We start from the raw sequence: 21,791 nt of genomic DNA, 5'->3' as shown, positions 1-21,791 counted from the left end.
CCCTCTTTGGTTGCTTATACGTATCTTTTATTTTCTTCCCTGATCTACCGTAAACATAAACATCATGACAACAATTTTCTAAATATTTCCATACGAAAGAGAAGATGACTACGTTTTAATCTAAAAAAAAAGGGGATTACATCTAAAAGAACGTTTACATACCTGCAGCTGAATGGATGTTCTGCTGCCTTTTGCCGTTCCATGTCAAACAAATTTTTTTGGATTCTCAAAAAAACCAGCTGAAAGGAGAGACTATGAAAAAAATTGCAGGAATCTGGGGCAGCTGCCTTCTTTTATTGTCCGGTTGTTCAGCCATCCAAAATATGGACGTCTTGAATCCTGCCGGCAGCCAGGCAGAAGAACAATATTCATTAATTAAGCTAAGCATTTATATTATGTTAATCGTCATGGTTACAGTGGTTGTTCTTTTTATCCGGTTTGTTTACAAATACAGAGCAAGGCCCGGCTTTACGCCCGAAAAGCATCAGGAAAACCGTAATAAAAAACTGGAGCTCACCTGGACTATCCTCCCCTTTGTCCTTCTGCTGATCCTGGCCGTCCCGATGGTAAAAAGCGTATTTGGAGAAGAAAAACAGGACAACACGGGAGCAATGAAAGTGAAAGTAACCGCAAGTAAATACTGGTGGAAATTCGAATACCCGGAAAAGGGCATTGTCACCTCCCAGGAACTTCATCTGCCCAAAGGAAAGCGAGTGGTGATTGAACTTCACTCCAAGGATGTGATTCATTCGTTCTGGGTACCTCAATTGGGGGGAAAACAGGATTTAATTCCCGGAAGAACGAACAAAATGGCCCTTACTCCCGAGAAAGTCGGCACCTATCAGGGGAAATGCGGCGAATTTTGCGGAGCGGGCCATTCCTTTATGCGGTTTATCGTAAAGGTAGACAGTCAAAAGGATTATCAGCAATGGGTAAACCAAATGAAAAAAGAGAACGGTTCAACAAAACTCAGCGCCCAGGAATCCGAAGGGCAAAGAGTTTTTAAAAGCAACTGTTTAAGCTGTCACGCGACAAGCAGTACTGCAAGCGCCAATCAAGGAAAAGAAGGACCCAACCTGGCTGATTTCAGGGACCGGGAACGTGTAGCCGGCTTCATGCCCAACACAGAAAAAAATGTGTTGAAGTGGCTGAAGGATCCCAAAAAAGTAAAGCCGGGCACGGATATGCCCAAAGCCAAGGGACTCAGTGATAATGATTACGCTGCTCTTTCCGCTTACTTGAAGACGCTGAAAAAATGAAGAAGCTATAACAAAAGGCTGGGGGGATAGATATGCCGTTTTTCAATACACAAATCAAATTCGCTTCTGACATCGTCGCCGCCAATATTTCCATTCTTGTCATTTTGATTGCTGCTGTAATCTATATCTCTTTGGCTAAAAAGTGGAAGATGACGTGGTCGCTGATTCGTACGATGGATCACCGCAAAATCGGCATCCTTTACATTGCCTGGGGATTCATTTTTTTCCTTCGCGCCGGTCTCGACGCCATGCTGATGAGGACACAGTTAGCCTTTCCGAATTTCCACTTCTGGGTTTTTCAAGGGGATAAATATGATCAGGTCATGACGACACATGGGACTCTCATGATCTTTTTTGTGGCAATGCCCTTTTTGATCGGTTTGATGAACATCGCCGTACCTCTTCAAATCGGGGCAAGGGATATTGCCTTCCCCTTTTTCAACTCATTGAGCATGTGGCTCTTTGTGATCGGCGGCTTGTTGATTAACATGAGCTTTGTGATGGGCGGCGCACCATCCACAGGGTGGACTTCTTATGTTCCTCTGGCTGTGGACAAGGATATTGTGGGGAATGGGACAGCCTTTTATGATATGGGTGTCCAGGTTTCCGGGATCGGTACCATCATGACCTCGATTAACATGATCACCACCATCTTAAAGCACCGCGCACCCGGCATGGGATTCATGAAGATTCCACTGTTCACCTGGTCGGCCTTGATCACCTCGATCCTTATTCTTTTTGCCTTCCCGGTACTGAGTGCAGCTTTACTGATCCTGCTGTTTGATAATCAGTTCGGCACCCAGATTTTCAGTGGCGAACACGGTAACCCTGTACTTTGGCAACACTTGTTTTGGGCCTTTGGCCATCCGGAGGTTTATATTGTGATTCTTCCGGCCTTCGGGGTGTTTTCCCAGGTCATCTCTACATTCGCTTCCAAACGGATCTTTGGCTATTCATCTATGGTTCTTTCGATGCTCGTCATCGGTTTTTTAAGCTTCATGGTTTGGATTCACCATATGTTTACCGTAGGTCTTGGTGCATTTGCCAATGTGGTATTTGCCATTACATCCATGCTGATTGCCGTTCCGACCGGGATAAAGATCTTTAACTGGCTGTTTACGATCCGGGGAGGCTCTGTCCGCTTTACCACGGCGATGCTCTATTCACTTGCCTTTATTCCCTCATTTGTTATCGGGGGAGTAACCGGAGTCATGCAGGCCGTCGTGCCGGCCGATTACCAATACCATGACTCTTACTTTGTCGTAGCCCATCTGCATTACGTCATGGTAGGCGGTACGGTGTTTGGCGCCTTTTCCGGTTTTTATTACTGGTGGCCCAAAATGTTCGGATATATTCTCAATGACAAGATTGGTAAATGGCAGGCCTGGACGTTTATTATCGGATTTCATATGACGTTTTTGCCGATGCACCTTTCCGGTCTGCAGGGGATGCCTCGTAGAACCTTTACCTACCTGCCGGAGGACGGACTGTTCGAATTTAACTTTATCAGTACAATGGGCGCCTATCTGATGGCCATCAGTGTCCTTCTTTTCATCTGGAATGTGTTTTACAGCTACCAGAAAAAATCACGGCGGGGTGTGGCCGATCCGTGGGATGGACGCACCATGGAATGGGCGGTTTCTTCCCCTTCCTCTCATATGCGCTGGCCGTATTTGCCGGTCGTCAGGGATTTGGAAAACCTTTGGTATGCAAAGGAACATGGAAATGGCACCCTGCCGTTTTCCAAAAAAGAAGAAAAGCGGATTGTGGTCGAGAAGCCTACCATCATTCCTCTGTTGCTCAGCGGCGGATTTTTTACCATTTCCTTTGGACTGATCTTCGCGGTGCCGCTCATCACGATTACCGGGTTTGCAGGGACATTGCTTCTGATGGCCTGGCGCTCGATTACGTATGAGCGGAGCATCGATCTTTATACGAGTGAACAGCTTGAAGAAGCCATTCGAAGGGAGGAAGCGTAAATGGGCGTGGAAAGCAACGTAGAAAATTCAACCGAAACCCTTCTCGAATATTCTTCGCCAAGGAAGACATCCATGTTCTTGTTTATCTGTGCGGAGGCTGTCATTTTCGGATCCTTGTTTGCTACCTATTTTGTGATGCTCCACCATTTGGGAGACGGTCCCGGACCAAAGGAATTCTTTAAATTTAAAGAAATTATTCTTCCGACCATTTTGCTTCTTTCTAGCAGCCTGACCTGGTATCTGGCAGAAAAAACCCTGCATCTACGTGAAAAGGGAAAAACCTTGTTTTTCATCGGATTGACCGCCCTCCTGGCCCTTAGCTTTCTTTCCCTGGAAATGATAGAGTTTCTAAAGAATATAGGAGAAGGGTATACACTGAGCAGAAGCCCTTTTATCTCCTCCTACTACTTGCTTGTCGGACTGCACGGATGTCATGTGCTGTTCGGCATCCTGTGGATGGCCCTTCTGCTTATCCATGTGAAAACCAAAGGCTCTACAGTCGCTAACCATGGCCGGTTTGTTTCCTTTAGCATCTACTGGCACTTTGTCGATTCCGTCTGGGTCTTCATCTTTTTACTGCTCTATGCTTTAGGCCAGTTTTTGTAGACTGTCACTTTAATAGAATTTAAATCTAAAGCCCTCCTTCTATGAAAAGTTGAGAGGGCTTATTTTACTATCAACCTATATTACAATAGTAGAATTGCTGGGAATATGATTCCTTTCTTGATACAATGTGGTCAGTAACTATGTGACTGGGATAATAAAAGAAGCGGGGGTAGAAATTGGCTCGAGTTCAAAGACGCAAAAAGCGAAAGTTCCGCTGGGGACGATTCATATTGCTGCTCCTTATTCTCCTGATCGTTGCAGGGGGAGTGTACAGCTATGCTCAATATAAACAAGGATTGTCCCAGGCAAGCGATGGGAAATTTGAAGACGATAAGAAAAACGAAGAACAGTTTAAAGGGGATCTCCCGGAGAATGGGAAGATTAATGTTCTGATGCTGGGGAGCGATTCCCGTGGAGAAGCCCATTCCCGGACAGACTCCATTTTAATTGGACAGTATGACCAGAAGGGCAATCAGCCGAAAATAGTCTCTATCATGCGGGATACTTATGTTAATATTCCGGGCCATGGCATGCAAAAGATTAATGCTGCCTATGCCTTTGGCGGTCCCGAGCTGCTGCGCCAAACCATTAAACAAAATTTCGGGGTAGATATTAACTACTACGCGGTCGTTGACTTTCAGGGCTTTTCCAAAATTGCTGATACAATTGCCCCAAAAGGGGTTAAAGTGAATGTGCCACAGAATCTGATCGACGATATGAACTTGGACTTAAAGCCCGGATACCAGACTCTTCACGGAAAAGAGCTGCTCAGCTATGTCCGTTTTCGCCATGATGCCCAAAGTGACTTTGGCCGTGTCGCCCGGCAGCAAGAAGTGCTGTTCAAATTAAAAAATGAAGCCACCAGTATCAAAAATGTATTTAAACTGCCGAAAATCGTTGGCTTGCTGGATCCTTACATTGAGACCAATGTTGATTCCAAATCCAAGCTGATTATTGGTAAAGACTTTATTACCGGCCAGGCTCATAACGTCAAAACGCTCCGCATTCCATTGGATAATTCCTTCCAAAACGAACGCCACAATGTTGGAGATGTCCTTAGCATTGATCTTGAAAAAAATAAGGAAGCACTGCAGGAGTTTTTATCCGCTAATGATTGAATGGGGTCCAAAGCAGGCCAAATCACAGAAAACCATGTGATCTGGCCTGTTTTTTCTTGATTTGAGGCGATAGGTGCATCTGGCCTGTGCGTTAGTTGCGGTTCGACAAGAAATACTTGCATATCACATCATTTTCATTTTTCGGCAAACCAAATAAGCACCGCTGAACGGATCAGCAGTGCTTTAGTTAAGCGTTCTAGTCCTATTCCCCGGCATACCGGAACGATGGTCGTCCCTTCACACCCGGACGATAGCGGAAAAGGCCGCCGGCATGAGGCTGTTCCTTCAAATCGTTGTCGCTCAGCTGCTGCCTTGCGGTTGTGATGTACAGCTCATCAAGATTCTCTCCTCCAAAGGCACAGCACGTCACATTGGAAGCAGGCACGTCTATTTTCTGCAGCACTTTTCCGTCTGCAGGGTCGATTTGCACAACACCCCAGCCGCCGTAGAGTGCCACCCAAAGCATTCCTTCATCATCAATCGTCATGCCATCGGGTGCTCCGAGTTCATCGGTAAAGTCTTTTACAACTCTGCCCTCGCCCACTTCTCCAATATCAAGGTTGTAGGAGTACGCCTTTACCTGCATGGTTGGCGTATCAATAAAATAAAAAACCGTGCCATCGTCACTCCACGCCATACCGTTAGAGATGGTCAAATCGTTCATCAGTACATCCACTGTGCCATCCAGATTCAGCCGGTACAGTGATCCTGCACCTTTATCCTCTTTTAAGGAAAGCGTCCCTGCCAAAAAGCGTCCCCGCGGATCGCATTTGCCGTCATTAAAACGATTTCCCGGGAGGTGCTCCTCAGGATCCGCAATTTTCTCAAGATCACTGGTTCCATCCTCATTTAACCCCAGGCTGTAAAACCCGTTCTGGGCGGCTAAAACAAACCCACCATCTTCCTTCAGTGCCAATGTTCCCGGATACTGGTCAAGCTCATAGACCTTTGTGTTTCCTGAACGCGGGTCAAACGACTGAATACTTTTCCCAAGGATATTCACCCAATAAAGCTTGCCGCTCCGCTCGTCCCAGATCGGGCCTTCTCCGAGTATCGCTTTTGCATCATGAACCAACTCCAATTTATCTGTCACTTCCTTCACCGTCCTCTTTGTATTTCAGAAAGCTCGACCCGCCGTCCTTCGCGATGAGAGAGCGCTGCCGCTTCGTTAACCAGTGTCAGGTTGCGAATATCCTCTTTATGAATAGAAGGTGTGCTCTGATTCAAAATGGCATCCACCCACTGTTCCATAGCAGACGGCAGCGCTTTAGGAATCTGGTCGGACATGATAAGCCCGTCGTCTTCCACGTGGATTGAAATCAGCTCTTTTGGCTGGCGGCTTTCAAAAAGAAGGGTGCCTTCTGTGCCGTAAAGTTCAAGCTGATCGGGACAGCCGTATGATAAAAAGCCGGTCTCAATCATCCCGAGGGCTCCTGATTCAAATTCCACAATTACCGCCGCATTGTCATCGACCTCGTGGCCTTTTGTCTGTTGAAGCCGTGCGGTGACCGCCTTTACTTTCCCTCCCAACCGGTTGGACAAGTAGATCGGATGGGCGCCAAGATCGATCAGGGCACCGCCTCCCGTTTCTTCCCTTTTAAAAAATTGGGAAGGCAGCCAGCCATGCTCGCTGTCTTCCGTCGGAACGGCACCATTATGGGCGACTCGGCAACGGAGGGAAGTCAACTCACCCAACAGGCCCTCATCCAGTATCTTTTGGGCATACAGGTAGAACCGTTCTGTCAGCCGGGGCAGTGAGACCATCAGCTGAACGCCTGCTCCCTCTATAGCTGCCAGGATTTCGTCACATTCCTTCAGGGTAGTCGCGAGCACCTTTTCCGTAAACACATGTTTCTTGTGCCGGGCACAAGAAACAATCACTTCCTTATGTATTGAGGTGGGAGTGGTGACAATCACCCCGTGAATGTCCTTGTCCGAAAGAACGTTCTCAAGCTCTGCCTCAAATGGCACGTTCAACTCCTTTGCCCATTGCTTCCCGCGCTCCTGATCTTCATCCCAGACTTTCATAATGTTGATTTGTTTATTTTCGCTGGCTTCCTTTGCATAATCCTTTGCGTGGACATGCCATTTGCTCAGCAGTGCAACATTCAACATAGACTCCGCTCCTCTACAATCGCATTGAATACTTTTTTATCCTTATTCTTTTCCCGCTATTTTTTGATCAAAAACTTATTTATCAAGCTCTTTCAGCCGCTTTTCCACTTGAACAATACGCACAATAATAACAAGGAGCATTAACCACATCACACTGAACATGTAAGGCTCCCCACCATATGCACCCCTCCCCTTCCTAATTCGAAACAAATTCCAACTCTCCTTTTTTTCATTATAAAAAAGGATGACACCTATGCGCCATCCGTTCTTATTGTTTTACTTTTGCGACCATTTTTCTTTTCTCGTGACGTTCAGAGAGACGAACGACCGTTTCGGGGAGCATCTTGTAAAGAAAGAGCTTTCCTTCTGCCATGAGCTTCAGCATTTGATCTCCCATGACGGCCAGGGCGTTCGTCCTGGTTACCCATATTAAAAAAGCTTACTAGGGAACAAAAGGTGCCGGTTCAGTTATCCGGTACCTTGTTTTTTATGTTTTCTGTTCTTCCAGTAGGCCACACCAAGAAGCAAGACAGGGAAAATGATCTGGAAGGGCAGATGGAGGAGGAGAGGTACGATGCTTACCCCTTCTTTTAGATGCTCCGGGAAACTGCTGGCCATCGTCATGGACAATATCAGAACAACAAGACCTATGGGATAACTCAGCCGAGAAGGAGGTGTAACAGTAAAGATGTTCGCTGTTCCTATGACAGCTGCATAGATAAACATAGCGACTTTAAAAAATCCCCCAACGATCAAAGCAATTACAAAATAAACATCCAGACGCTCAAGAAAATCAGCCACCTGTATCGTTTGAATCGTGCTGAGTAATGGGAACTGTGACCGTTCAGTAAGATTCACCCCAAGGATACTGATGTTGAACACCATCACAAGCGCAAGAGAGATTCCGCTTACGATAACACCGATAATGCCTACATTTCTTATCTTTTTGGCATCCCTTAAATACGGCATGATCATCGTAAAGACGATAAGTTCCCCGAATGGGAAATAAATCGTTTCTCTAACCGTCGTCTTAATAATTGGTTTCCATCCATTTTCTAGGACAGGCTGAAGGTTATGCAAATCAATCACGCCTGAAAACAAGACAAGCAAGACGCCTGAACCCGCCAAAAAATAAATAAATACGAGAAACAATTCTCCGGTACGCGCCAACACTTCGATTCCTTTGGAGACAGAATAGACAATGACGAGAATCATCAGGGTGTTGGCAATAAAAAGCGGAGTTTCTATGTAAGCAAACGTCAGAAGCATGGCCCCAAAGTCCCTGAGCACCCTGGCCGCCAAATACACACTGTAGAGCATGTACAAAAAAGCAACCGACTTCCCGAGACCTTTCCCCATAATTTTTTGGAAATATTCCGTAGGTAAACAATCCGGATAAAAGCAATAAAGGCGATAAAAGACAAAGAATATCAGCAATCCTCCAATCATTCCCAAAAGAATGACAATCCAGGCGTCCTGCTTGGCTTCAATTCCTAACGCCACAAGAAGGGCGCTCCCCAGCTCGAATAAAAGAACCAAGGCAAACAACTGGTATGCCGTTATTTTCGCTTTTTCCATTTGTCTGCCCCTTTCGCTAATTATTTGACGTCGGATAAAAAGGAATTGTTCCTAAGCCCTGTTCTTCTTACAAATACATCTATTTTTATCTTCACGTTTGCCTTGGCAAAATAATCTTCATCCCAATTTTTTGATATTCTTTTCCACGTTTCTGGTTTTGACCGATGAACGGCATCTCCAAAGCCAAAAATATCCGTTTTCTTCGCCTGTGCTTCCTTAATCGCTGCTTTTATTTCCGATTCCACCTGTTTTTCAAAACCTTTCTCAAGGTCTGCGATGACGTGCGGATCCTTAAGATTTACAGGCACTTTCGTCTCACCAATGTTTCCCTCCGTTTCCACTCTTACGTTCAGTTGTGCAGCTCCATTTTTAACCAAAGTTGATATGGAGGTATTTTGCCGGATCACTTCGAAAGCTATGGCTTCTTTTCGGCCCTTTTTATTAATATTGATTTCTGTTTTTTTGATTTTGTTCAAGGTCCAGACCGCACCCCTGGCCTTTCCGCCATCGATCCAGCCCACAAGCTTCCCATGTTTAAAAAGGGCCAGGCCGTCCACCACCGGAGCGGCTTGAGGAGTGGACTGCATAATATTCGAAACCTTTTCCCCTGTTGAACTGGATCCCTTCAGGTTGAAGCCGCTGATTAAAGGCTGTTTCCCGTCATTCGTAAGGTCTTTAATGACATCGATCATCATGATATTTAATGAGGCCCCCCAAACCCGTTCCGAAAACCTTAACAGTTTGATGACTTTGTTTGCCGGCAATTTGTCAATGGCCGTCAGCGTTTTGATCAAGTCTGCGGCTTTTGCATTGTGAGCAATAACCACTGTGGCAGTATTACGGAACGTGGCATCCCTGTCAAAGGCGTCCAAAATGGGAAGAACCCCTTTTTTCTTGGCCAGTTTTTCACTGATCACGACAAGGTTCGCATGGGCGTAGTAAAGGTTCCGGGATACTTTGGTCGACATCCGGCGGCTGATCTCATCGATATTATCTCCTGTGGCTGAATAAACGGAAACCGCATTTCCCTGACCTCCTCCTCCTCCTTGAAAACTTCCTGTTACATTTCCGGGGTTTACAAATTGAAAGGTGCCTACATACTTGCCTTGCTTATTCAGATCGAGACCGACTGCCGATACAAGGGCAAGATCATTCAGTTCTTTTTTACTCCAGCAGCCAGTTAACAGCAGCAACTGAAGACAAACCATTAAGAAAATCCCTATTGGTCGTTTCATGTCTGATCACCTTCCTGATCCGTGACCATTTCCCTGCTTTGCTCCGGCTGCGGACGGCCCGTGCTTTCGCCCTGCCGCACCTTGTTAGAGCCACTAATGAATGCCGGCCGTTTCCTGTCAGCCCACAAAGGACCGCGCACAAAGGTATCATTCATGTCAGCCGGGATAAACGGAGCAAGCGGAGTCATGTAAGGTACTCCGAACGAGCGCAAACTGCACAAATGAACGACCAAAATAATAAACCCTAAAATCATGCCATAAAAACCAAACGTGGCTGCGCTAATCATAAATAAAAAACGGAGAAGGCGGGCAGTTATCGCAATGGCAAATGATGGGGTGGCAAAGCTGGCAATTGCCGTAATCGCAACAATAATAACCATCGCCGGTGATACAACCCCTGCCTGAACCGCGGCCTGTCCAATAACCAAGGCTCCCACAATGGAAATGGCCGGCCCGATGGCTTTTGGCATCCTGATGCCCGCTTCCCGCAGAATTTCGAAGGTCACTTCCATAATGAGCGCTTCAACAAAACTGGGAAATGGCACCGATTCCCGCTGTGCGGCAATAGCGATCAGGAGCTGGGTCGGAATCATTTCCTGATGAAAGGTGGTGGCAGCAATATAGGTCGCCGGCCCAATGAGAGAGATAAAAAAGACCAAGACTCTCAAAAAACGCAGAGCAGTAGAGATATAGAAACGTTCAGTATAATCTTCAATGGATTGGAAGAACTGAACAAACACCACGGGGCCTAGCAGAACAAAAGGCGTGCCGTTCACAAAAAGGGCGAACCTTCCTTCCAGAAGATTTCCTGCCACCGCATCAGGGCGCTCCGAGTGGTAAAGCGTCGGGAAGGCTGTAATCGACTGGTCTTCAATGTACGGCTCGATAAAACCAGACTCGAGCACTCCGTCAATATCTATCTTTTTAAGCCGTTTCCGGAGCTCTTCAATGATGTCGTCTCTCGCGATTCCCTTTAAGTACATGATCGTTACTTTGGTTTTGGTCACTCTTCCTATGGTCATAGTTTCCGTCCAAAGAGAAGGATTTTGGATAATCCTGCGGACCATCGAAATATTTGTCTCTATGGATTCCGTGAACCCTTCTCTGGACCCCCGAATGGCCCGCTGGGTGCTTGGCTCCTCAATGGCCCTTTTTTCTCCGCCTTCTGTTGCTGAACTTATGGCACCTGAGTAGCCATCTACGAAGATAATAGTATGGCCCGACATCAAAGCTTGAAACAGGGTATTCCAATCCTGTATTTGTTCCATATTGCCCAATGGAAGATAGCCTTCAATCATATCTTCCATGCTGATGGGGTCTGATTCCGCCGGGTTCGATTTCATCAAAGGATCAATCAGCAGCTCCTGGACCGTCTGGGAATCGGTCAGCCCTTTTAAATAAACGATGGCCGACTTCGTGTTAAAACGTGGAGAATGCTTAAAACTGCGGATGACAATATCTGTGCTGTTGCCTGTCTGAGATTTAATATATTCAATGTTTTCCTCTAAAACCGCAGAAAGAGGAGAAGAAGAGGGCTCTTTCTTTTTCTCTTGAGCCGTCTTTTGATGAAATGAAGATGATCTCTTTTTAAAAAAAGAAGGCATGAGGACACAAAACCTTTCACATTGGTTTTTTTTAGCGTTTCCGGCGACTGCCTTCCTTATTCCTTCGTATCATGATGAATATCTTTCATTTGGGGATACTACTTTAGCGGAGCGTGATGATATGAAAATTTTACTGATTACCCTTTCCATGTTTGTTTTGTTAACCATCTTTTCGTTCACTTTGGATCTGACACAAGGTTTTGAGCCTAGGACTGCCTACCTTAACGCTATATCTCCATTTAAAGTCATGGAGCTGATTGAGAGTTTTGTTTTTGTCATACTTATTGCCCTCTTTTTTCTCCAATCCGTCTTGCAGGTGTTCACAAAAAAAAGAAGCCCTAAATGATTAGGGGGCTTCTCTTTCTTCGAATCGGTCACTAACTAGTAACCATTGTTTTTCACCGTGAACTCATCGATGTTCTCGCCATCCGATGTAATCGCTGAAATTGTCATCACATCTTTTTCCACTTTGGCCTGAAGGGAAATGGCGATGTTCTCCATATTTACATATTCGAATTTTTCATCAGCTACTGCGTCATAATGCTTGTTTCCTGTCGTGCCTGCCACAACATAGACCGTTCCATTGCTGTCTTCCTTTCCGGCTTTCAGCTTTTTTGTCCTTCCGTAGGAATGGTCATGTCCGGAAAATACCATATCGATACCGAGCTCATCTGCGACAGGAGGAATTTTCTCTTTTATGACCTCATTGCCGCCAAAAGGATTCGTGTAATATGGGGGTTGATGCGTCACGAGAATTTTCCACGGTTTATCGGTACTCCTCATATCCTGTTTCAGCCACTGCAGCTGTTGTTCCAATACCTCTTTTTCCGAAGTAAAACCAAGAACGGCGATGTGCATGTTGTTGTAGTCCACGGAATACGTCCCGCCCTGATCAGCTTTTGGTCCATCTTGCGGAAGTCCTAATATGGATTTGGCCAGGTCCGCCTTGTTGTCTCCCATGTATTCATGATTTCCCAGCACAGAAATTATATCGGTGCTCTGAATGTTTTTATATTTGCTTACCACACTCAATGAATCATCCCACTGTTTGAATTTGGATGCTTCATCGATCAAATCGCCGACATGGATGATAAACGGCATCTTTTTCTCGTTGAGATCTGCGAGGATCTTGTCAAAATGACTTAAATCCGAAGGCGACTGTGTATCTCCCAGGACCGCAAACTCAAACATTTTTTTCGGACGTTGGGTCTCGAATTCATGAAGCTCCGACTCGGCAGGCCCATTGCCGGTCCGGTAAACATATTGGGTACTCGGCTTTAAGCCTTTGAGCGTTACGGTGTTCACGCGGATGATTCCGTTTTTCTTGAGATCAAGCTCCCCATTGAACACGTTGTCCTTATACGTACCGGCACGCTTCCTGAAGGCTGCCTCCCCTTGTCTTTCATAGTCCGCCTTGATCGCGTACTGAACATAAGGAGCCTTTTCCTTTCCAAGCGGGCTGGACATCCAGGTCAATGCTTTCGTAGTCAATGGGTTTGCCGAAGGGGCAGCATGGATATTTTTGATTTCCTCTTCCATCGCCAGCGGTAGATACGACTGTGTCGTTAAAGGAAAAGAGTACCTTCCATCCTTTACGGTATACAGGGAGATAGCATTGACTTCATTTGTAATGGAATCAACGGTCAATCCGCCGTTTGCGTCTGTTTGTCCAAGACGGGTCGGTTCCTTACTTCCACCAATCACCGCATAAATATCAGCTCCGATTACAGCTGAATCCTTGTTGTCTTTTACAGATAGGGTTGCTGGCTTTCCGATGAGAATCGGCTCAGCGTTTAACTGGTAAGCTGCTTTTACCGGCACCTTCGCGGGTTGGGCAGAAAACGTAGGATTGAACGTTTCTTCCACTGGTTTCTGATAGCTGATGGTTCCTTCCAGGAGTTCAACCATCATCTCGCTTCCTTCTTTTAGATCCGAAGGAACAGATACATGAATGGCTGCCGCATTCAGGGTTCCAGCTGCCGTGCTGTTTTTCAGGTTGAGGGTAAGTATCCCTGTATTTTCATCATAGCTTGATGAACTATCTGAAAAACCATCCGCGAACTCTACATCCTTTACAGGAAAATTCTTGTCCATCTGAACCTTTACGACGGATCCGGTGATTTCCTCAGCTTTTGTTACGTTAAGATCAAGAGTATAGGTCTCTCCTAAATAGGCTTCCTTTTGGGCAGTGTTCAGTTCCACTTTGGCGCTGTTCGTGCTCACCGTGAAATAGCTCGTATGAATCGCCTGATTTCCGAACTTATCCGGGATCATCAACATAACTTTATGGGTTCCGTCTGCCCACTGGTACCCGGTTAACGAAACCGAACCATCCATATCAAACGAAAAGTGCCCTTCTGCCTTTGAATAATCCCTTCCATCAACCATGACACGGATTTTTTCCCAATCGATGCCTGTTTTAAAAGGATCATCCTCGTATTCATGAACCTTCGCCGTGATATTTACCTCTTTCGTGGTATAGCTTTTGTCCTCCGTGCTGACCGATTCAATGACCGGCGAATTAAGATCATCCACTTTCTCTCCGTACACCGCCCGGATATTGTCCACATACAGCGTACCTTTTGTCATGGGTCCGGTGATGCCAGACTTTGTAGACATCATGCGGATGGCCTGTGAGCCGGAAAGCTTAAATGGCCCGGTAAAAGAGGAGGGAACTTCTGCTTCGATGTATTTCCAGCCCGTCCAGTTGATTCCCGGACTTTCTTCTGTCAGATTAATCGTCTGGTTCTTGCCATTCCCGTCTACAAGATACATTCTCAGCCAATACCCTTCCGCTTCAGGCGTGCCATACACCCACATGCCGATGCCGGTTGGATTTCCTTCAATCTTGGTTGGCGTTCCCGGGCCGGCATACACGCCAAGGGTTGTCCCGCTTTGGGCATTCGTCAGGTCAAAATCCAGCTTCAGTGCTTTGTCACCGAAACGGACTGGTCCGGGGTATTGAGATACTGACAAGTTTCCTTTTTCTCCGCGGTTGGCGGTAGAAACGTTCCAGGTACCCGCTCCCTGTTCAAAATCATGAAGAATGACCGGAAGCTGTCCCACCGAAATATGGATCTTTGCTTCTAAATGGGTGTTTTTGAACCTTGCCGTAATGGTCCCTTTTACGTTTTGATTGCCCGTATGCAGAACTCCATCCTCATCAATGGTTCCCATTCCCTCAGGGATATCAAATTCCACATCATTTCGGTTCCAATGCAGTTTTCTTTTATGAAATTCAGCCACCAGGTCCAATTTCGTTTTACTGTTTCGCCCGACCGTTAATTCAGTCGATGAGAAATATAGCTGATCCGGCGTTTCAATTTCAATCGGGCTGCGCCCCACCTCTTTCCCATCATGCTTGGCAATAACGGAAAGTTGACCGGTCTTGCCGTTTGAAGTAAACCTTCCGTGCTCATCGATATCACCAAAAGACGGATTGGAGAGGTCCCATGTCATACCGCTTTCGGGAAGCGGTGCCGAGGCCATTGACTTGTCCCTTCCTTTTGCTTCAAAATCAATCGCGCTCCCCTGGGTAAAAGACGCGTCATAAGGCTTGATATAAGCGGAATGGAAAATATGGTCCGAGGGTTCTGTGGCCGCCACCAGCCAGGTATTGGCGACACTTCTCTCGTTTCTGTCAGACGGCAGATTATCCACCTCAAGCGTATCTCCGCCAAGCTCCCGGGTGGCAAATGTCGACGAGCCTCCCCCGTCCAGGTTAAGTGCCTGAACCGCCCCAAGGTCAATCATGAGCTGGGCCAAATCTTTCATCGTAATTCCCGCAGAGTAGGGCTCCTGACGTCCGTCAATGACGGCAAAGAAAACATCTCCGTCTTCTTTGATTCCAACAGCGGTCCTGGGCTCCAGGTTCTGCCCGGTTTGGGGCGTCTGATAGATTTGTTTGTTTTTTACCAGGATGGCATTTCCTCCGAGAGCTTCCTTTAGTTCAGTCTTCAAACCTTCGTATTCGGAAGCGTTCCCAATTATGGCTTGACCACTTTTCTTGATGCCAAAAAAGTTCCAGCCGTTCATGTTCTTTTCTTTAACAGCTCGTCCATCTTTGTAGATCACGCCAAGCGGTTCCCCGGTAGCCATGTTGTAAAAGTCGGCATTCACGGCGGCTACGACTTTGTGATTCTCTGAATCGGCAGCCTTGGCCTGTGCCCTGACCGGCTGCAGGCCATAGGCATCCTTGTCATTTGGGGTTCCGGCTTCCACCGATACTCCAGGGTGCTGAAGGTCTACATCCACAACAAAGCTTTCAATCTTCTTTCCTTCTTGATTTTCATAGCTGTAATGTTTTTCTTGGACACCAGGGGCTAAATCTGCGGTGTACTCATTGATGGGTGTTTTAATCAGAGGTGAGGTCAGGTGAAATTCTCCAAGGGCAGTGACAGTATCAGGAATGATGGCAGAGGTGACGAGTGCCAGAACCAATGCGGAAGGGGCCATTTTCCTTTTCCAACGTATCTTCATTAAGATCGCTTCCTCCTGTGAACATATTTAGGCATACAGGAATACAGTAATGGAAAATTATTAAATGAATGTTAAAAATATGTAATATTGTTATATGGTTATACTAAATAACTAGAGTTCGAGAAACAATAGGCCGAAAGTTGTTCCGCTTGTAGGCCTTCCATCCTGTATGCCTTATCGTTCAAGGAGGAATCAGGTTAACTGCAAGTTCTTAAGTGCTTCTTTTCGGCTTAAAGGCTGCAGTTCCGTACGATCTACAAACCGCACGACAAAGTCCGGATTGGTTTTTGCGTATTCCCGCAGTGCCCAGCCAATGGCTTTGCGGATAAAAAATTCCTTGTTCTCTTTTTCTTGCTGGATCACATAGGCAAGAATATCGGTATCTGTCTCCTGTTTATAGCCAAGCTGGTAAAGAATGGCCGTCCGCTTCAGCCACATGTTGGGGGAATGGATCCATTTTTCTACCAATTCTTTTTCTCGGTGCTTATAGGTCTGGATGTAGTGCCCCATATGATGCTTCGCGATATGATCCACCGTATCCCACCATGACTTGTTCGTTATGGTTTGCTCCAGTGCGTCCAGATCTTCCTCCCGGATGGTTTGCTTCATCTTGTCCACGAGAAACATGCCGACATACTGCATTTCTCTTTCTTTGTAGTTCCAGCTTGCTTTTGTGATCTCTGGGATGCTCATTTCAGGCAATCCGTATGTTTTTAAATGATTCTTCATAACGTCTTTGAGAATGGGTGACTTCAAGCCAGCGAAGGGAAATTTATTTTTCATATATGCCGCCATTTTTAGAGCGTCTGCCGGGTTCTTCCGGCTCCGGATTTCTTCATGCAGCGTTTCCAGATACGTCATTGCCATGGGTCATCCTCCTAGGAAAGGCATTTTTTCTAAATTATAACAAATAAAAAAATGCCAGGCATCCTCTGCAGGTGTGCCTGGCATAATGGCCAATCTTATACGATTTTTCTTATTCTCATGGAATACCATTGGGTGAAATAGTATGCAGCGATCACGAATACAGCCATGATTCCGGTGTAGGTAGCAATAACGGACAACGGGCTCACATTCCCGCCAAATTCATGCCCGCATTCACCAATGCCTTCCCTGCCTCTGTGTCCCTCTTCGCCAAAAGCCGGATGATCATGCTGGAATGAGCCCTCTTCAGGCGGTCCTTGCCCCTCCCTGTTCTCACTAGTGCCGTTGATTTGATCATTTTGGACCTGTCGGTTAAACGGTTTTCCACCGTCTCCATCCCCATCCCTGTCCATTCCTTTTCCAGCAGCAACAGCATTTCCCCCGGCCAAGCCGAAGGGGCTGGCTGCACGTGCCATAAATCCTGTTTCATAGATCTGAAAGAGGCCAAACACCAGGACCACCGCCATCGCTCCTGTGGCGGCCCAGTTCATCCAGGATTTCGGTTCCTTAATGGACAACATTTTGTTCCATACGGTGATGACCTATTTCCAATGCATTCCGACATGGATGCCAACAATGATTAAGGTCAGGAACGACAAAGAGATGTGAAGCATTTTGAACCAGCCTTCATTTCCTATGTTCACGTTTGGAAAAAGCACTCTTGATACGAAAATTCCGCTGACCATGATCGTTGCCATGCAGAGGAGCAGCAGCAAATTCAAGCCGTAGCTGAAACGCGTTTTGCCCGGAAGCTTTTTATCAAAAAGTTTACGCGTTACATTCTTGATCCACCGCCAATTCATTGCCATGTGGGTTAAAAAAGCCACCCCGATGGCGGTACCCACCACTACATGAAACGTCATCCCGCCCAACACCCTTTTGTTAAAAAAAAGCACGAACGTAACTGCTATGATCACATCAATCACAAACTTTACGAAGTTGATTTTCTTCATCTCTACACCCCTGTACATAGTTTCTGATTTCAATGTAATGGGGTTTCCTTAAGAAAAGCTTAATTTTAAAAAACCCATTTGAGGGCTTTTTTATGTATAAAGTTTCTTCAACCGTTTAAGAATTAAATAAAAAAGGCTTTCAATAGGGAAAAGTTGAAATTTACTAAATTCTTTTTGAATTTCCCCTTGATTTCTTCTGTGAGCGTTGTTATCATCGTATATTGTATTCGACAGTTTGATCGACAAAAATCGACATGTTATAATATAAATATTCACAATATTCTTATTCGGAGGGTTGTTTGTGTTTAACAACAAGACTCAGTCTTCACATACATTGGTTATTGGCCTTATGTTATTCGCTCTTTTCTTTGGGGCGGGTAATCTTATCTTCCCGGCCATGCTCGGACAAAGTGCCGGAAGCAACGTTTGGATTGCCAACGCTGGCTTCCTCATTACTGGTGTTGGCGTTCCGTTGCTTGGGGTATTTGCTTTTGGGATTTCCGGAAGCAACGACTTACGCGATATGGGAAACCGTGTTCATCCGTGGTTCAGTGCTCTTTATACTTTTGTTCTGTACCTGGCCATTGGTCCCCTGTTTGCTTTGCCACGTGCAGGCAGCGTTTCATTTGAAATTGGCGTAAAACCGTTTTTGCCGCAAAACAGCGGGCATTTGCCACTGCTGATTTTTACAATCGTATTTTTCAGCATCACCTGTTTGCTTTCGCTTAACCCTACAAAGATCGTTGATATTGTAGGTAAGATTTTAACACCGCTGAAATTGACGTTTATCGGTATTTTGGTCATTGCCGCATTTGTTCATCCAATTGGGCCAATCCAGGCTCCGACCAAGGACTTTGCAACCAATTCCTTCTTTAAAGGGTTTCAGGAAGGATACTTGACGATGGATACACTCGCTGCCTTCGTTTTTGGCATCATCATCATCAATGCCATTAAAGAAAAAAGAGGCAGCGACAAGAAAGTGATCGCTGTAACCTGTGCGAAAGCCGCACTCATTGCTGCTTCCGTTCTCGCGATTGTCTATACCTCCCTTTCTTACATGGGAGCTTCAAGCGTTTCAAAGCTTGGCCAATTGAGCAATGGCGGTGAAGTTCTTTCCGCTGTAGCCAACTATTATTTCGGGTCGCTTGGAAATGTGTTTTTGGGCTTAATGATTACGGTGGCTTGCCTGACCACAAGTGTGGGTCTGGTGACAGCCTGTTCATCGTATTTCCATAGCATTTTTCCAAAACTATCGTACAAAGGCCTCGCGATTGCACTTTCTGTTTTCAGTGCATTGACCGCCAATCTAGGGTTAAATGAATTGATCGCCATTTCTGTTCCGGTACTGACCGCCATTTATCCGCTGGCAATCATGCTTATCGTTCTAAGCTTTGCACACAACCTGTTTAAAGGACGCAGACAGGTTTACCAAATCAGCTTACTGTTTACGTTTATTGTTTCTGTATTTGATGGTTTAAATGCAGCCAAGCTTTCCATCCCGGCTGTCAATTCCTTTTTCTCACATGTGCTGCCGCTCTATGATGCAGGACTTGGCTGGGTGGTTCCGGCCATCGTCGGAGCATTCGTTGGTCACCTCGTAGGCTTGATTCCGGGAGCACAATCGCAAGTGGCTGCCGGCCAGAATCGTGACAGGCAGGTTTCTTAACGATTATTAACTTTTTATATTTTTGAACAGCAAAAACTCTTTCCTTGCTAATAAGCATCGAAAGAGTTTTTTTGTTTACCTGCTATAAATTATTGAGAGTTTGAATTTTCGAAAAATATCCACAGAAGCTGTTTAAAAGTTTGGTTAATCGGGAAGTTATTTAAACTATAAAAATTTTAAACCACAAACAAGAGAAGATCTTTAGATTTCGCTGGCAAACGGACTTTTATTACATAAAACCATATATGGGTATTACATAATCCAAAAGTTCTATTTATAAATATCTACATTTTTCGTCAATATCATTTAAAAACCGACAAAAGTAGGATTGTTTTCCAATATTTTACACAGTATGATGAAAGCGGTTAGAAATAACCACAGTAAGAGAAAAAAATCACAGAGAAGGAAGGCGACAAGATGAAAAGGTTGGCACTTGTTGGGATTGTTGCATTGGGATTATCTTCTGCTACTGGACTTCAGGTAAATGCGGCTGGGCCAGGAGATAAGAACTGTTCGGATTTTTCCACCCATCAAGCGGTAATGGAATTTTGGCATAGCAATGGGTATAATGCTAATAACGATCCGCATGATTTGGACCGGGATAGTGATGGACTTCCTTGTGAAGTAAGCAAGAGCGAATATGATTCTTTTGTAGCCAGCAAAAATAATAACAGTGACAATAACTCAACCGATGACTCAGCTAGCGATAACAGAAATACAAGCAGCAACAGCTCAAGTACTGGGAACTCAACTTCTTCTTCATCTGATGGTGGAGAAATGCCTGAAACTGCTTCGAATGAACCAATTGCAGCTGCAGGTGGAGCCTTATTAGCTGGAATGGGTGTACTGTTAGCTTTCGCTCGTAAGAAAGTTCGATAATTTATTACAACGAAGAGCGGGACTGAGCCCGCTCTTTTTCTATTATTGATATAAGGAGAAGGCATGATGAGGACAATAGGTATTGCTTTGATCATTATCGGGCTGGCGTTTTCCGGTTATCATTTATTTAATTGGTTTTTGGCCCGCCAATCGGCAGAAGCACTGACACAAAAAGAGATTAAAAAGTATAAAAGTATTGATAAAACGGTTGAGAGTCAAGATTCCAAAAAAGAAACAATAACGACGCCACCGAAACCAAGAAAAAAGAAAGAACCTCCCTCCTATAACGCTGGTGAAAAAATGGCAGAACTCATCATTCCCATAATGGGAAAGAAATTTTCGGTGTATTGGGGAACGGATGAGAAAGCGTTGAAGAAAGGGGTTGGAATGTACTCGAACCGGAAGTATACGGTTACCCCTGGAGAGAAAGGTCATGTAGTTTTAAGTGGCCATCGGGATACCGTTTTTATTGGCTTGGACAGTATACAACCGGGAGATAAGCTCGCTGTAAAAATGAATAATAAGGTGTACTGGTATGTGGTTGAAAAACATTGGATCACGGATAAAGATGACAGGAGTGTTATCGTGCCAACGAAGACTGAAAGGCTGACACTTACCACTTGTTATCCATTTGATTACTTTGGACATGCGCCTGACCGGTACATCATACAAGCGAAAAGAGTATAGATTTCAGGAAAGTTTGCACTGCAACAACCTATACATAAACGTCCTTGGTTAAAAACAGCTGAATGAGAAATTCTCATTCAGCTGTTTGCTGTCCTCTGTTCACCGCACCGTTCAGGTAATCGGAGGTGGTAAACGCTCCCACAGGAGGTATCTGGCTTTGGCCTTGTGGTATGCCGCCTCCCTGTCCAAGGGGCGCATTGGTGGAGGCCACCCATGTTCCATACTCACCGGCCATCATGGACGTTTGCTTCATCTGCAGCCGTCCGTTAATCAGAAAATGCCGGGTGTTGATAGAAGGATCGTCATAAATAGAGAGATTGCCCGAAAAAGTGGCGTACGGCGAATCAAACATAATATGCCTCGTGTTCTCCGTCCAGTAGCCTTGAATTGGAATCGGCACTCCCCTGAAATTGATGCTTCCTTCAATTTTTTGATCCATTATCGAATGGATTTCTACCGTTCCCCAGATAAGCGGCCTGCCGCCGACTTCTGCGCTGATCCCCCAGCGGGATGGGATGGGTAACGTGATATTCATTGCTGTCCGCTCCCCTTTTTATATCATTTCAGCCTGCGTACCAGTATATGAACGATTGGGAAAACGGGTCCCTAATTAGCTATCAATCCTGAGATAACCACGACGAAAAACATAATAATTCCAAGGATCCAACCTACTTTTTTATCCCTTTTCGACGGGGGCGGAGCTGAAAAA

19 protein-coding genes are annotated in these 21,791 nt (G+C 45.5%); 9 read left to right on the top strand and 10 right to left on the bottom strand.

All coding sequences use genetic code 11. The features are described from left to right. Positions 1-254: 254 nt before the first annotated feature. From coxB to DMO16_RS17765, 4 genes are all read left to right on the top strand, one after another. Complete coding sequence (gene coxB, locus DMO16_RS17780) at positions 255-1,259, top strand: cytochrome c oxidase subunit II (RefSeq protein WP_164988952.1); 1,005 nt, start codon at positions 255-257, stop codon at positions 1,257-1,259. A 32-nt stretch (positions 1,260-1,291) separates the two neighbouring features. Continuing rightward, the gene (locus DMO16_RS17775; protein ID WP_129478980.1) at positions 1,292-3,238 is read left to right on the top strand and encodes a cytochrome c oxidase subunit I; all 1,947 of its coding nucleotides are present in this window, start codon (positions 1,292-1,294) and stop codon (positions 3,236-3,238) included. Beyond that, entirely contained in the window at positions 3,239-3,844 is a 606-nt protein-coding gene (locus DMO16_RS17770) for a cytochrome c oxidase subunit 3 (RefSeq protein ID WP_129478977.1), read from the top strand. Between the two features lie 176 nt (positions 3,845-4,020). After that, the gene (locus DMO16_RS17765) at positions 4,021-4,962 is read left to right on the top strand and encodes an LCP family protein (RefSeq protein WP_129478975.1); all 942 of its coding nucleotides are present in this window, start codon (positions 4,021-4,023) and stop codon (positions 4,960-4,962) included. Between the two features lie 202 nt (positions 4,963-5,164). Here DMO16_RS17765 and DMO16_RS17760 read toward each other — a convergent pair whose 3' ends face one another. Both DMO16_RS17760 and DMO16_RS17755 read right to left on the bottom strand, forming a co-directional pair. Further along, positions 5,165-6,055 carry an SMP-30/gluconolactonase/LRE family protein gene (locus DMO16_RS17760; protein WP_241840589.1) on the bottom strand — a complete coding sequence of 297 codons (891 nt, stop codon included), beginning with the start codon at positions 6,053-6,055 and terminating at the stop codon, positions 5,165-5,167. 5 nt (positions 6,056-6,060) lie between these two features. Beyond that, the gene (locus DMO16_RS17755) at positions 6,061-7,077 is read right to left on the bottom strand and encodes a Gfo/Idh/MocA family protein (RefSeq protein WP_129478971.1); all 1,017 of its coding nucleotides are present in this window, start codon (positions 7,075-7,077) and stop codon (positions 6,061-6,063) included. Positions 7,078-7,330: 253 nt separating this feature from the next. On the opposite strand from DMO16_RS17755, the gene DMO16_RS17750 reads away from it, so the two are divergent. Beyond that, the gene (locus DMO16_RS17750) at positions 7,331-7,510 is read left to right on the top strand and encodes a hypothetical protein (protein ID WP_129478969.1); all 180 of its coding nucleotides are present in this window, start codon (positions 7,331-7,333) and stop codon (positions 7,508-7,510) included. 35 nt (positions 7,511-7,545) lie between these two features. Here the strand turns inward: DMO16_RS17750 and DMO16_RS17745 are convergent, their stop codons facing one another. From DMO16_RS17745 to DMO16_RS17735, 3 genes are read right to left on the bottom strand one after another with little or no spacing between them, the layout of a single operon-like run. After that, complete coding sequence (locus tag DMO16_RS17745) at positions 7,546-8,655, bottom strand: GerAB/ArcD/ProY family transporter (protein ID WP_129478967.1); 1,110 nt, start codon at positions 8,653-8,655, stop codon at positions 7,546-7,548. Between the two features lie 20 nt (positions 8,656-8,675). Beyond that, the gene (locus tag DMO16_RS17740) at positions 8,676-9,890 is read right to left on the bottom strand and encodes a Ger(x)C family spore germination protein (RefSeq protein ID WP_129478965.1); all 1,215 of its coding nucleotides are present in this window, start codon (positions 9,888-9,890) and stop codon (positions 8,676-8,678) included. Beyond that, positions 9,887-11,494, bottom strand: coding sequence for a spore germination protein (locus tag DMO16_RS17735; RefSeq protein ID WP_129478963.1), 1,608 nt, complete (start codon positions 11,492-11,494; stop codon positions 9,887-9,889). Before DMO16_RS17735 ends, DMO16_RS17740 begins: the two co-directional genes overlap by 4 nt. Here DMO16_RS17735 and DMO16_RS24635 point away from each other — a divergent pair. Then, positions 11,493-11,840, top strand: coding sequence for a hypothetical protein (locus DMO16_RS24635; protein ID WP_206738120.1), 348 nt, complete (start codon positions 11,493-11,495; stop codon positions 11,838-11,840). The two genes, DMO16_RS17735 and DMO16_RS24635, sit on opposite strands and share 2 nt — an antisense overlap. Positions 11,841-11,875: 35 nt before the next feature. Here DMO16_RS24635 and DMO16_RS17730 read toward each other — a convergent pair whose 3' ends face one another. The 4 genes from DMO16_RS17730 to DMO16_RS17715 all read right to left on the bottom strand — a co-directional run bounded on the left by DMO16_RS17730 (position 11,876) and on the right by DMO16_RS17715 (position 17,850). Further along, positions 11,876-15,973 carry a phosphodiester glycosidase family protein gene (locus DMO16_RS17730; protein ID WP_129478961.1) on the bottom strand — a complete coding sequence of 1,366 codons (4,098 nt, stop codon included), beginning with the start codon at positions 15,971-15,973 and terminating at the stop codon, positions 11,876-11,878. A gap of 192 nt (positions 15,974-16,165) precedes the next feature. After that, on the bottom strand, positions 16,166-16,840 hold the full coding sequence (locus tag DMO16_RS17725; RefSeq protein ID WP_129478959.1) for a DNA alkylation repair protein: 675 nt from the start codon (positions 16,838-16,840) through the stop codon (positions 16,166-16,168). A gap of 95 nt (positions 16,841-16,935) precedes the next feature. Further along, positions 16,936-17,418 (bottom strand): hypothetical protein, encoded by a 483-nt coding sequence (locus tag DMO16_RS17720; protein ID WP_206738119.1) that lies wholly within the window; start codon positions 17,416-17,418, stop codon positions 16,936-16,938. Between the two features lie 21 nt (positions 17,419-17,439). Then, positions 17,440-17,850: a DUF4405 domain-containing protein gene (locus tag DMO16_RS17715; RefSeq protein ID WP_164988950.1), complete on the bottom strand. Its 411-nt coding sequence runs from the start codon at positions 17,848-17,850 to the stop codon at positions 17,440-17,442. A gap of 301 nt (positions 17,851-18,151) precedes the next feature. Between DMO16_RS17715 and brnQ the strand changes: the two genes are divergently transcribed. From brnQ to DMO16_RS17700, 3 genes are all read left to right on the top strand, one after another. Next, positions 18,152-19,516 (top strand): branched-chain amino acid transport system II carrier protein, encoded by a 1,365-nt coding sequence (brnQ, locus tag DMO16_RS17710; RefSeq protein ID WP_277873762.1) that lies wholly within the window; start codon positions 18,152-18,154, stop codon positions 19,514-19,516. A 417-nt stretch (positions 19,517-19,933) separates the two neighbouring features. Then, positions 19,934-20,395 carry an excalibur calcium-binding domain-containing protein gene (locus DMO16_RS17705; protein ID WP_129478953.1) on the top strand — a complete coding sequence of 154 codons (462 nt, stop codon included), beginning with the start codon at positions 19,934-19,936 and terminating at the stop codon, positions 20,393-20,395. Between the two features lie 66 nt (positions 20,396-20,461). Continuing rightward, the gene (locus DMO16_RS17700) at positions 20,462-21,082 is read left to right on the top strand and encodes a class D sortase (protein WP_241840588.1); all 621 of its coding nucleotides are present in this window, start codon (positions 20,462-20,464) and stop codon (positions 21,080-21,082) included. A gap of 73 nt (positions 21,083-21,155) precedes the next feature. Here the strand turns inward: DMO16_RS17700 and DMO16_RS17695 are convergent, their stop codons facing one another. Further along, entirely contained in the window at positions 21,156-21,617 is a 462-nt protein-coding gene (locus DMO16_RS17695) for a hypothetical protein (protein ID WP_129478949.1), read from the bottom strand. Positions 21,618-21,791 lie beyond the last annotated feature (174 nt).

The sequence above is a fragment of the Fictibacillus sp. S7 genome (assembly GCF_004127935.1).
In the GTDB taxonomy this organism is placed as follows: Bacteria; Bacillota; Bacilli; order Bacillales; family Fictibacillaceae; genus Fictibacillus_C; species Fictibacillus_C enclensis.
This window is presented reverse-complemented; position numbering and strand designations above follow the sequence as displayed.

Excerpts from the sequence above, each read along its gene's own strand:
- coxB (WP_164988952.1), top strand. The coding sequence starts at position 255 with ATGAAAAAAATTGCAGGAATCTGGGGCAGCTGCCTTCTTTTATTGTCC.
- DMO16_RS17775 (WP_129478980.1), top strand. The coding sequence starts at position 1,292 with ATGCCGTTTTTCAATACACAAATCAAATTCGCTTCTGACATCGTCGCC.
- DMO16_RS17770 (WP_129478977.1), top strand. The coding sequence starts at position 3,239 with ATGGGCGTGGAAAGCAACGTAGAAAATTCAACCGAAACCCTTCTCGAA.
- DMO16_RS17755 (WP_129478971.1), bottom strand. The coding sequence starts at position 7,077 with ATGTTGAATGTTGCACTGCTGAGCAAATGGCATGTCCACGCAAAGGAT.
- DMO16_RS17750 (WP_129478969.1), top strand. The coding sequence starts at position 7,331 with ATGCGCCATCCGTTCTTATTGTTTTACTTTTGCGACCATTTTTCTTTT.
- DMO16_RS17745 (WP_129478967.1), bottom strand. The coding sequence starts at position 8,655 with ATGGAAAAAGCGAAAATAACGGCATACCAGTTGTTTGCCTTGGTTCTT.
- DMO16_RS17740 (WP_129478965.1), bottom strand. The coding sequence starts at position 9,890 with ATGAAACGACCAATAGGGATTTTCTTAATGGTTTGTCTTCAGTTGCTG.
- DMO16_RS24635 (WP_206738120.1), top strand. The coding sequence starts at position 11,493 with ATGAGGACACAAAACCTTTCACATTGGTTTTTTTTAGCGTTTCCGGCG.
- DMO16_RS17735 (WP_129478963.1), bottom strand. The coding sequence starts at position 11,494 with ATGCCTTCTTTTTTTAAAAAGAGATCATCTTCATTTCATCAAAAGACG.
- DMO16_RS17730 (WP_129478961.1), bottom strand. The coding sequence starts at position 15,973 with ATGAAGATACGTTGGAAAAGGAAAATGGCCCCTTCCGCATTGGTTCTG.
- DMO16_RS17725 (WP_129478959.1), bottom strand. The coding sequence starts at position 16,840 with ATGGCAATGACGTATCTGGAAACGCTGCATGAAGAAATCCGGAGCCGG.
- DMO16_RS17720 (WP_206738119.1), bottom strand. The coding sequence starts at position 17,418 with ATGTTGTCCATTAAGGAACCGAAATCCTGGATGAACTGGGCCGCCACA.
- DMO16_RS17715 (WP_164988950.1), bottom strand. The coding sequence starts at position 17,850 with ATGAAGAAAATCAACTTCGTAAAGTTTGTGATTGATGTGATCATAGCA.
- DMO16_RS17705 (WP_129478953.1), top strand. The coding sequence starts at position 19,934 with ATGAAAAGGTTGGCACTTGTTGGGATTGTTGCATTGGGATTATCTTCT.
- DMO16_RS17700 (WP_241840588.1), top strand. The coding sequence starts at position 20,462 with ATGAGGACAATAGGTATTGCTTTGATCATTATCGGGCTGGCGTTTTCC.
- DMO16_RS17695 (WP_129478949.1), bottom strand. The coding sequence starts at position 21,617 with ATGAATATCACGTTACCCATCCCATCCCGCTGGGGGATCAGCGCAGAA.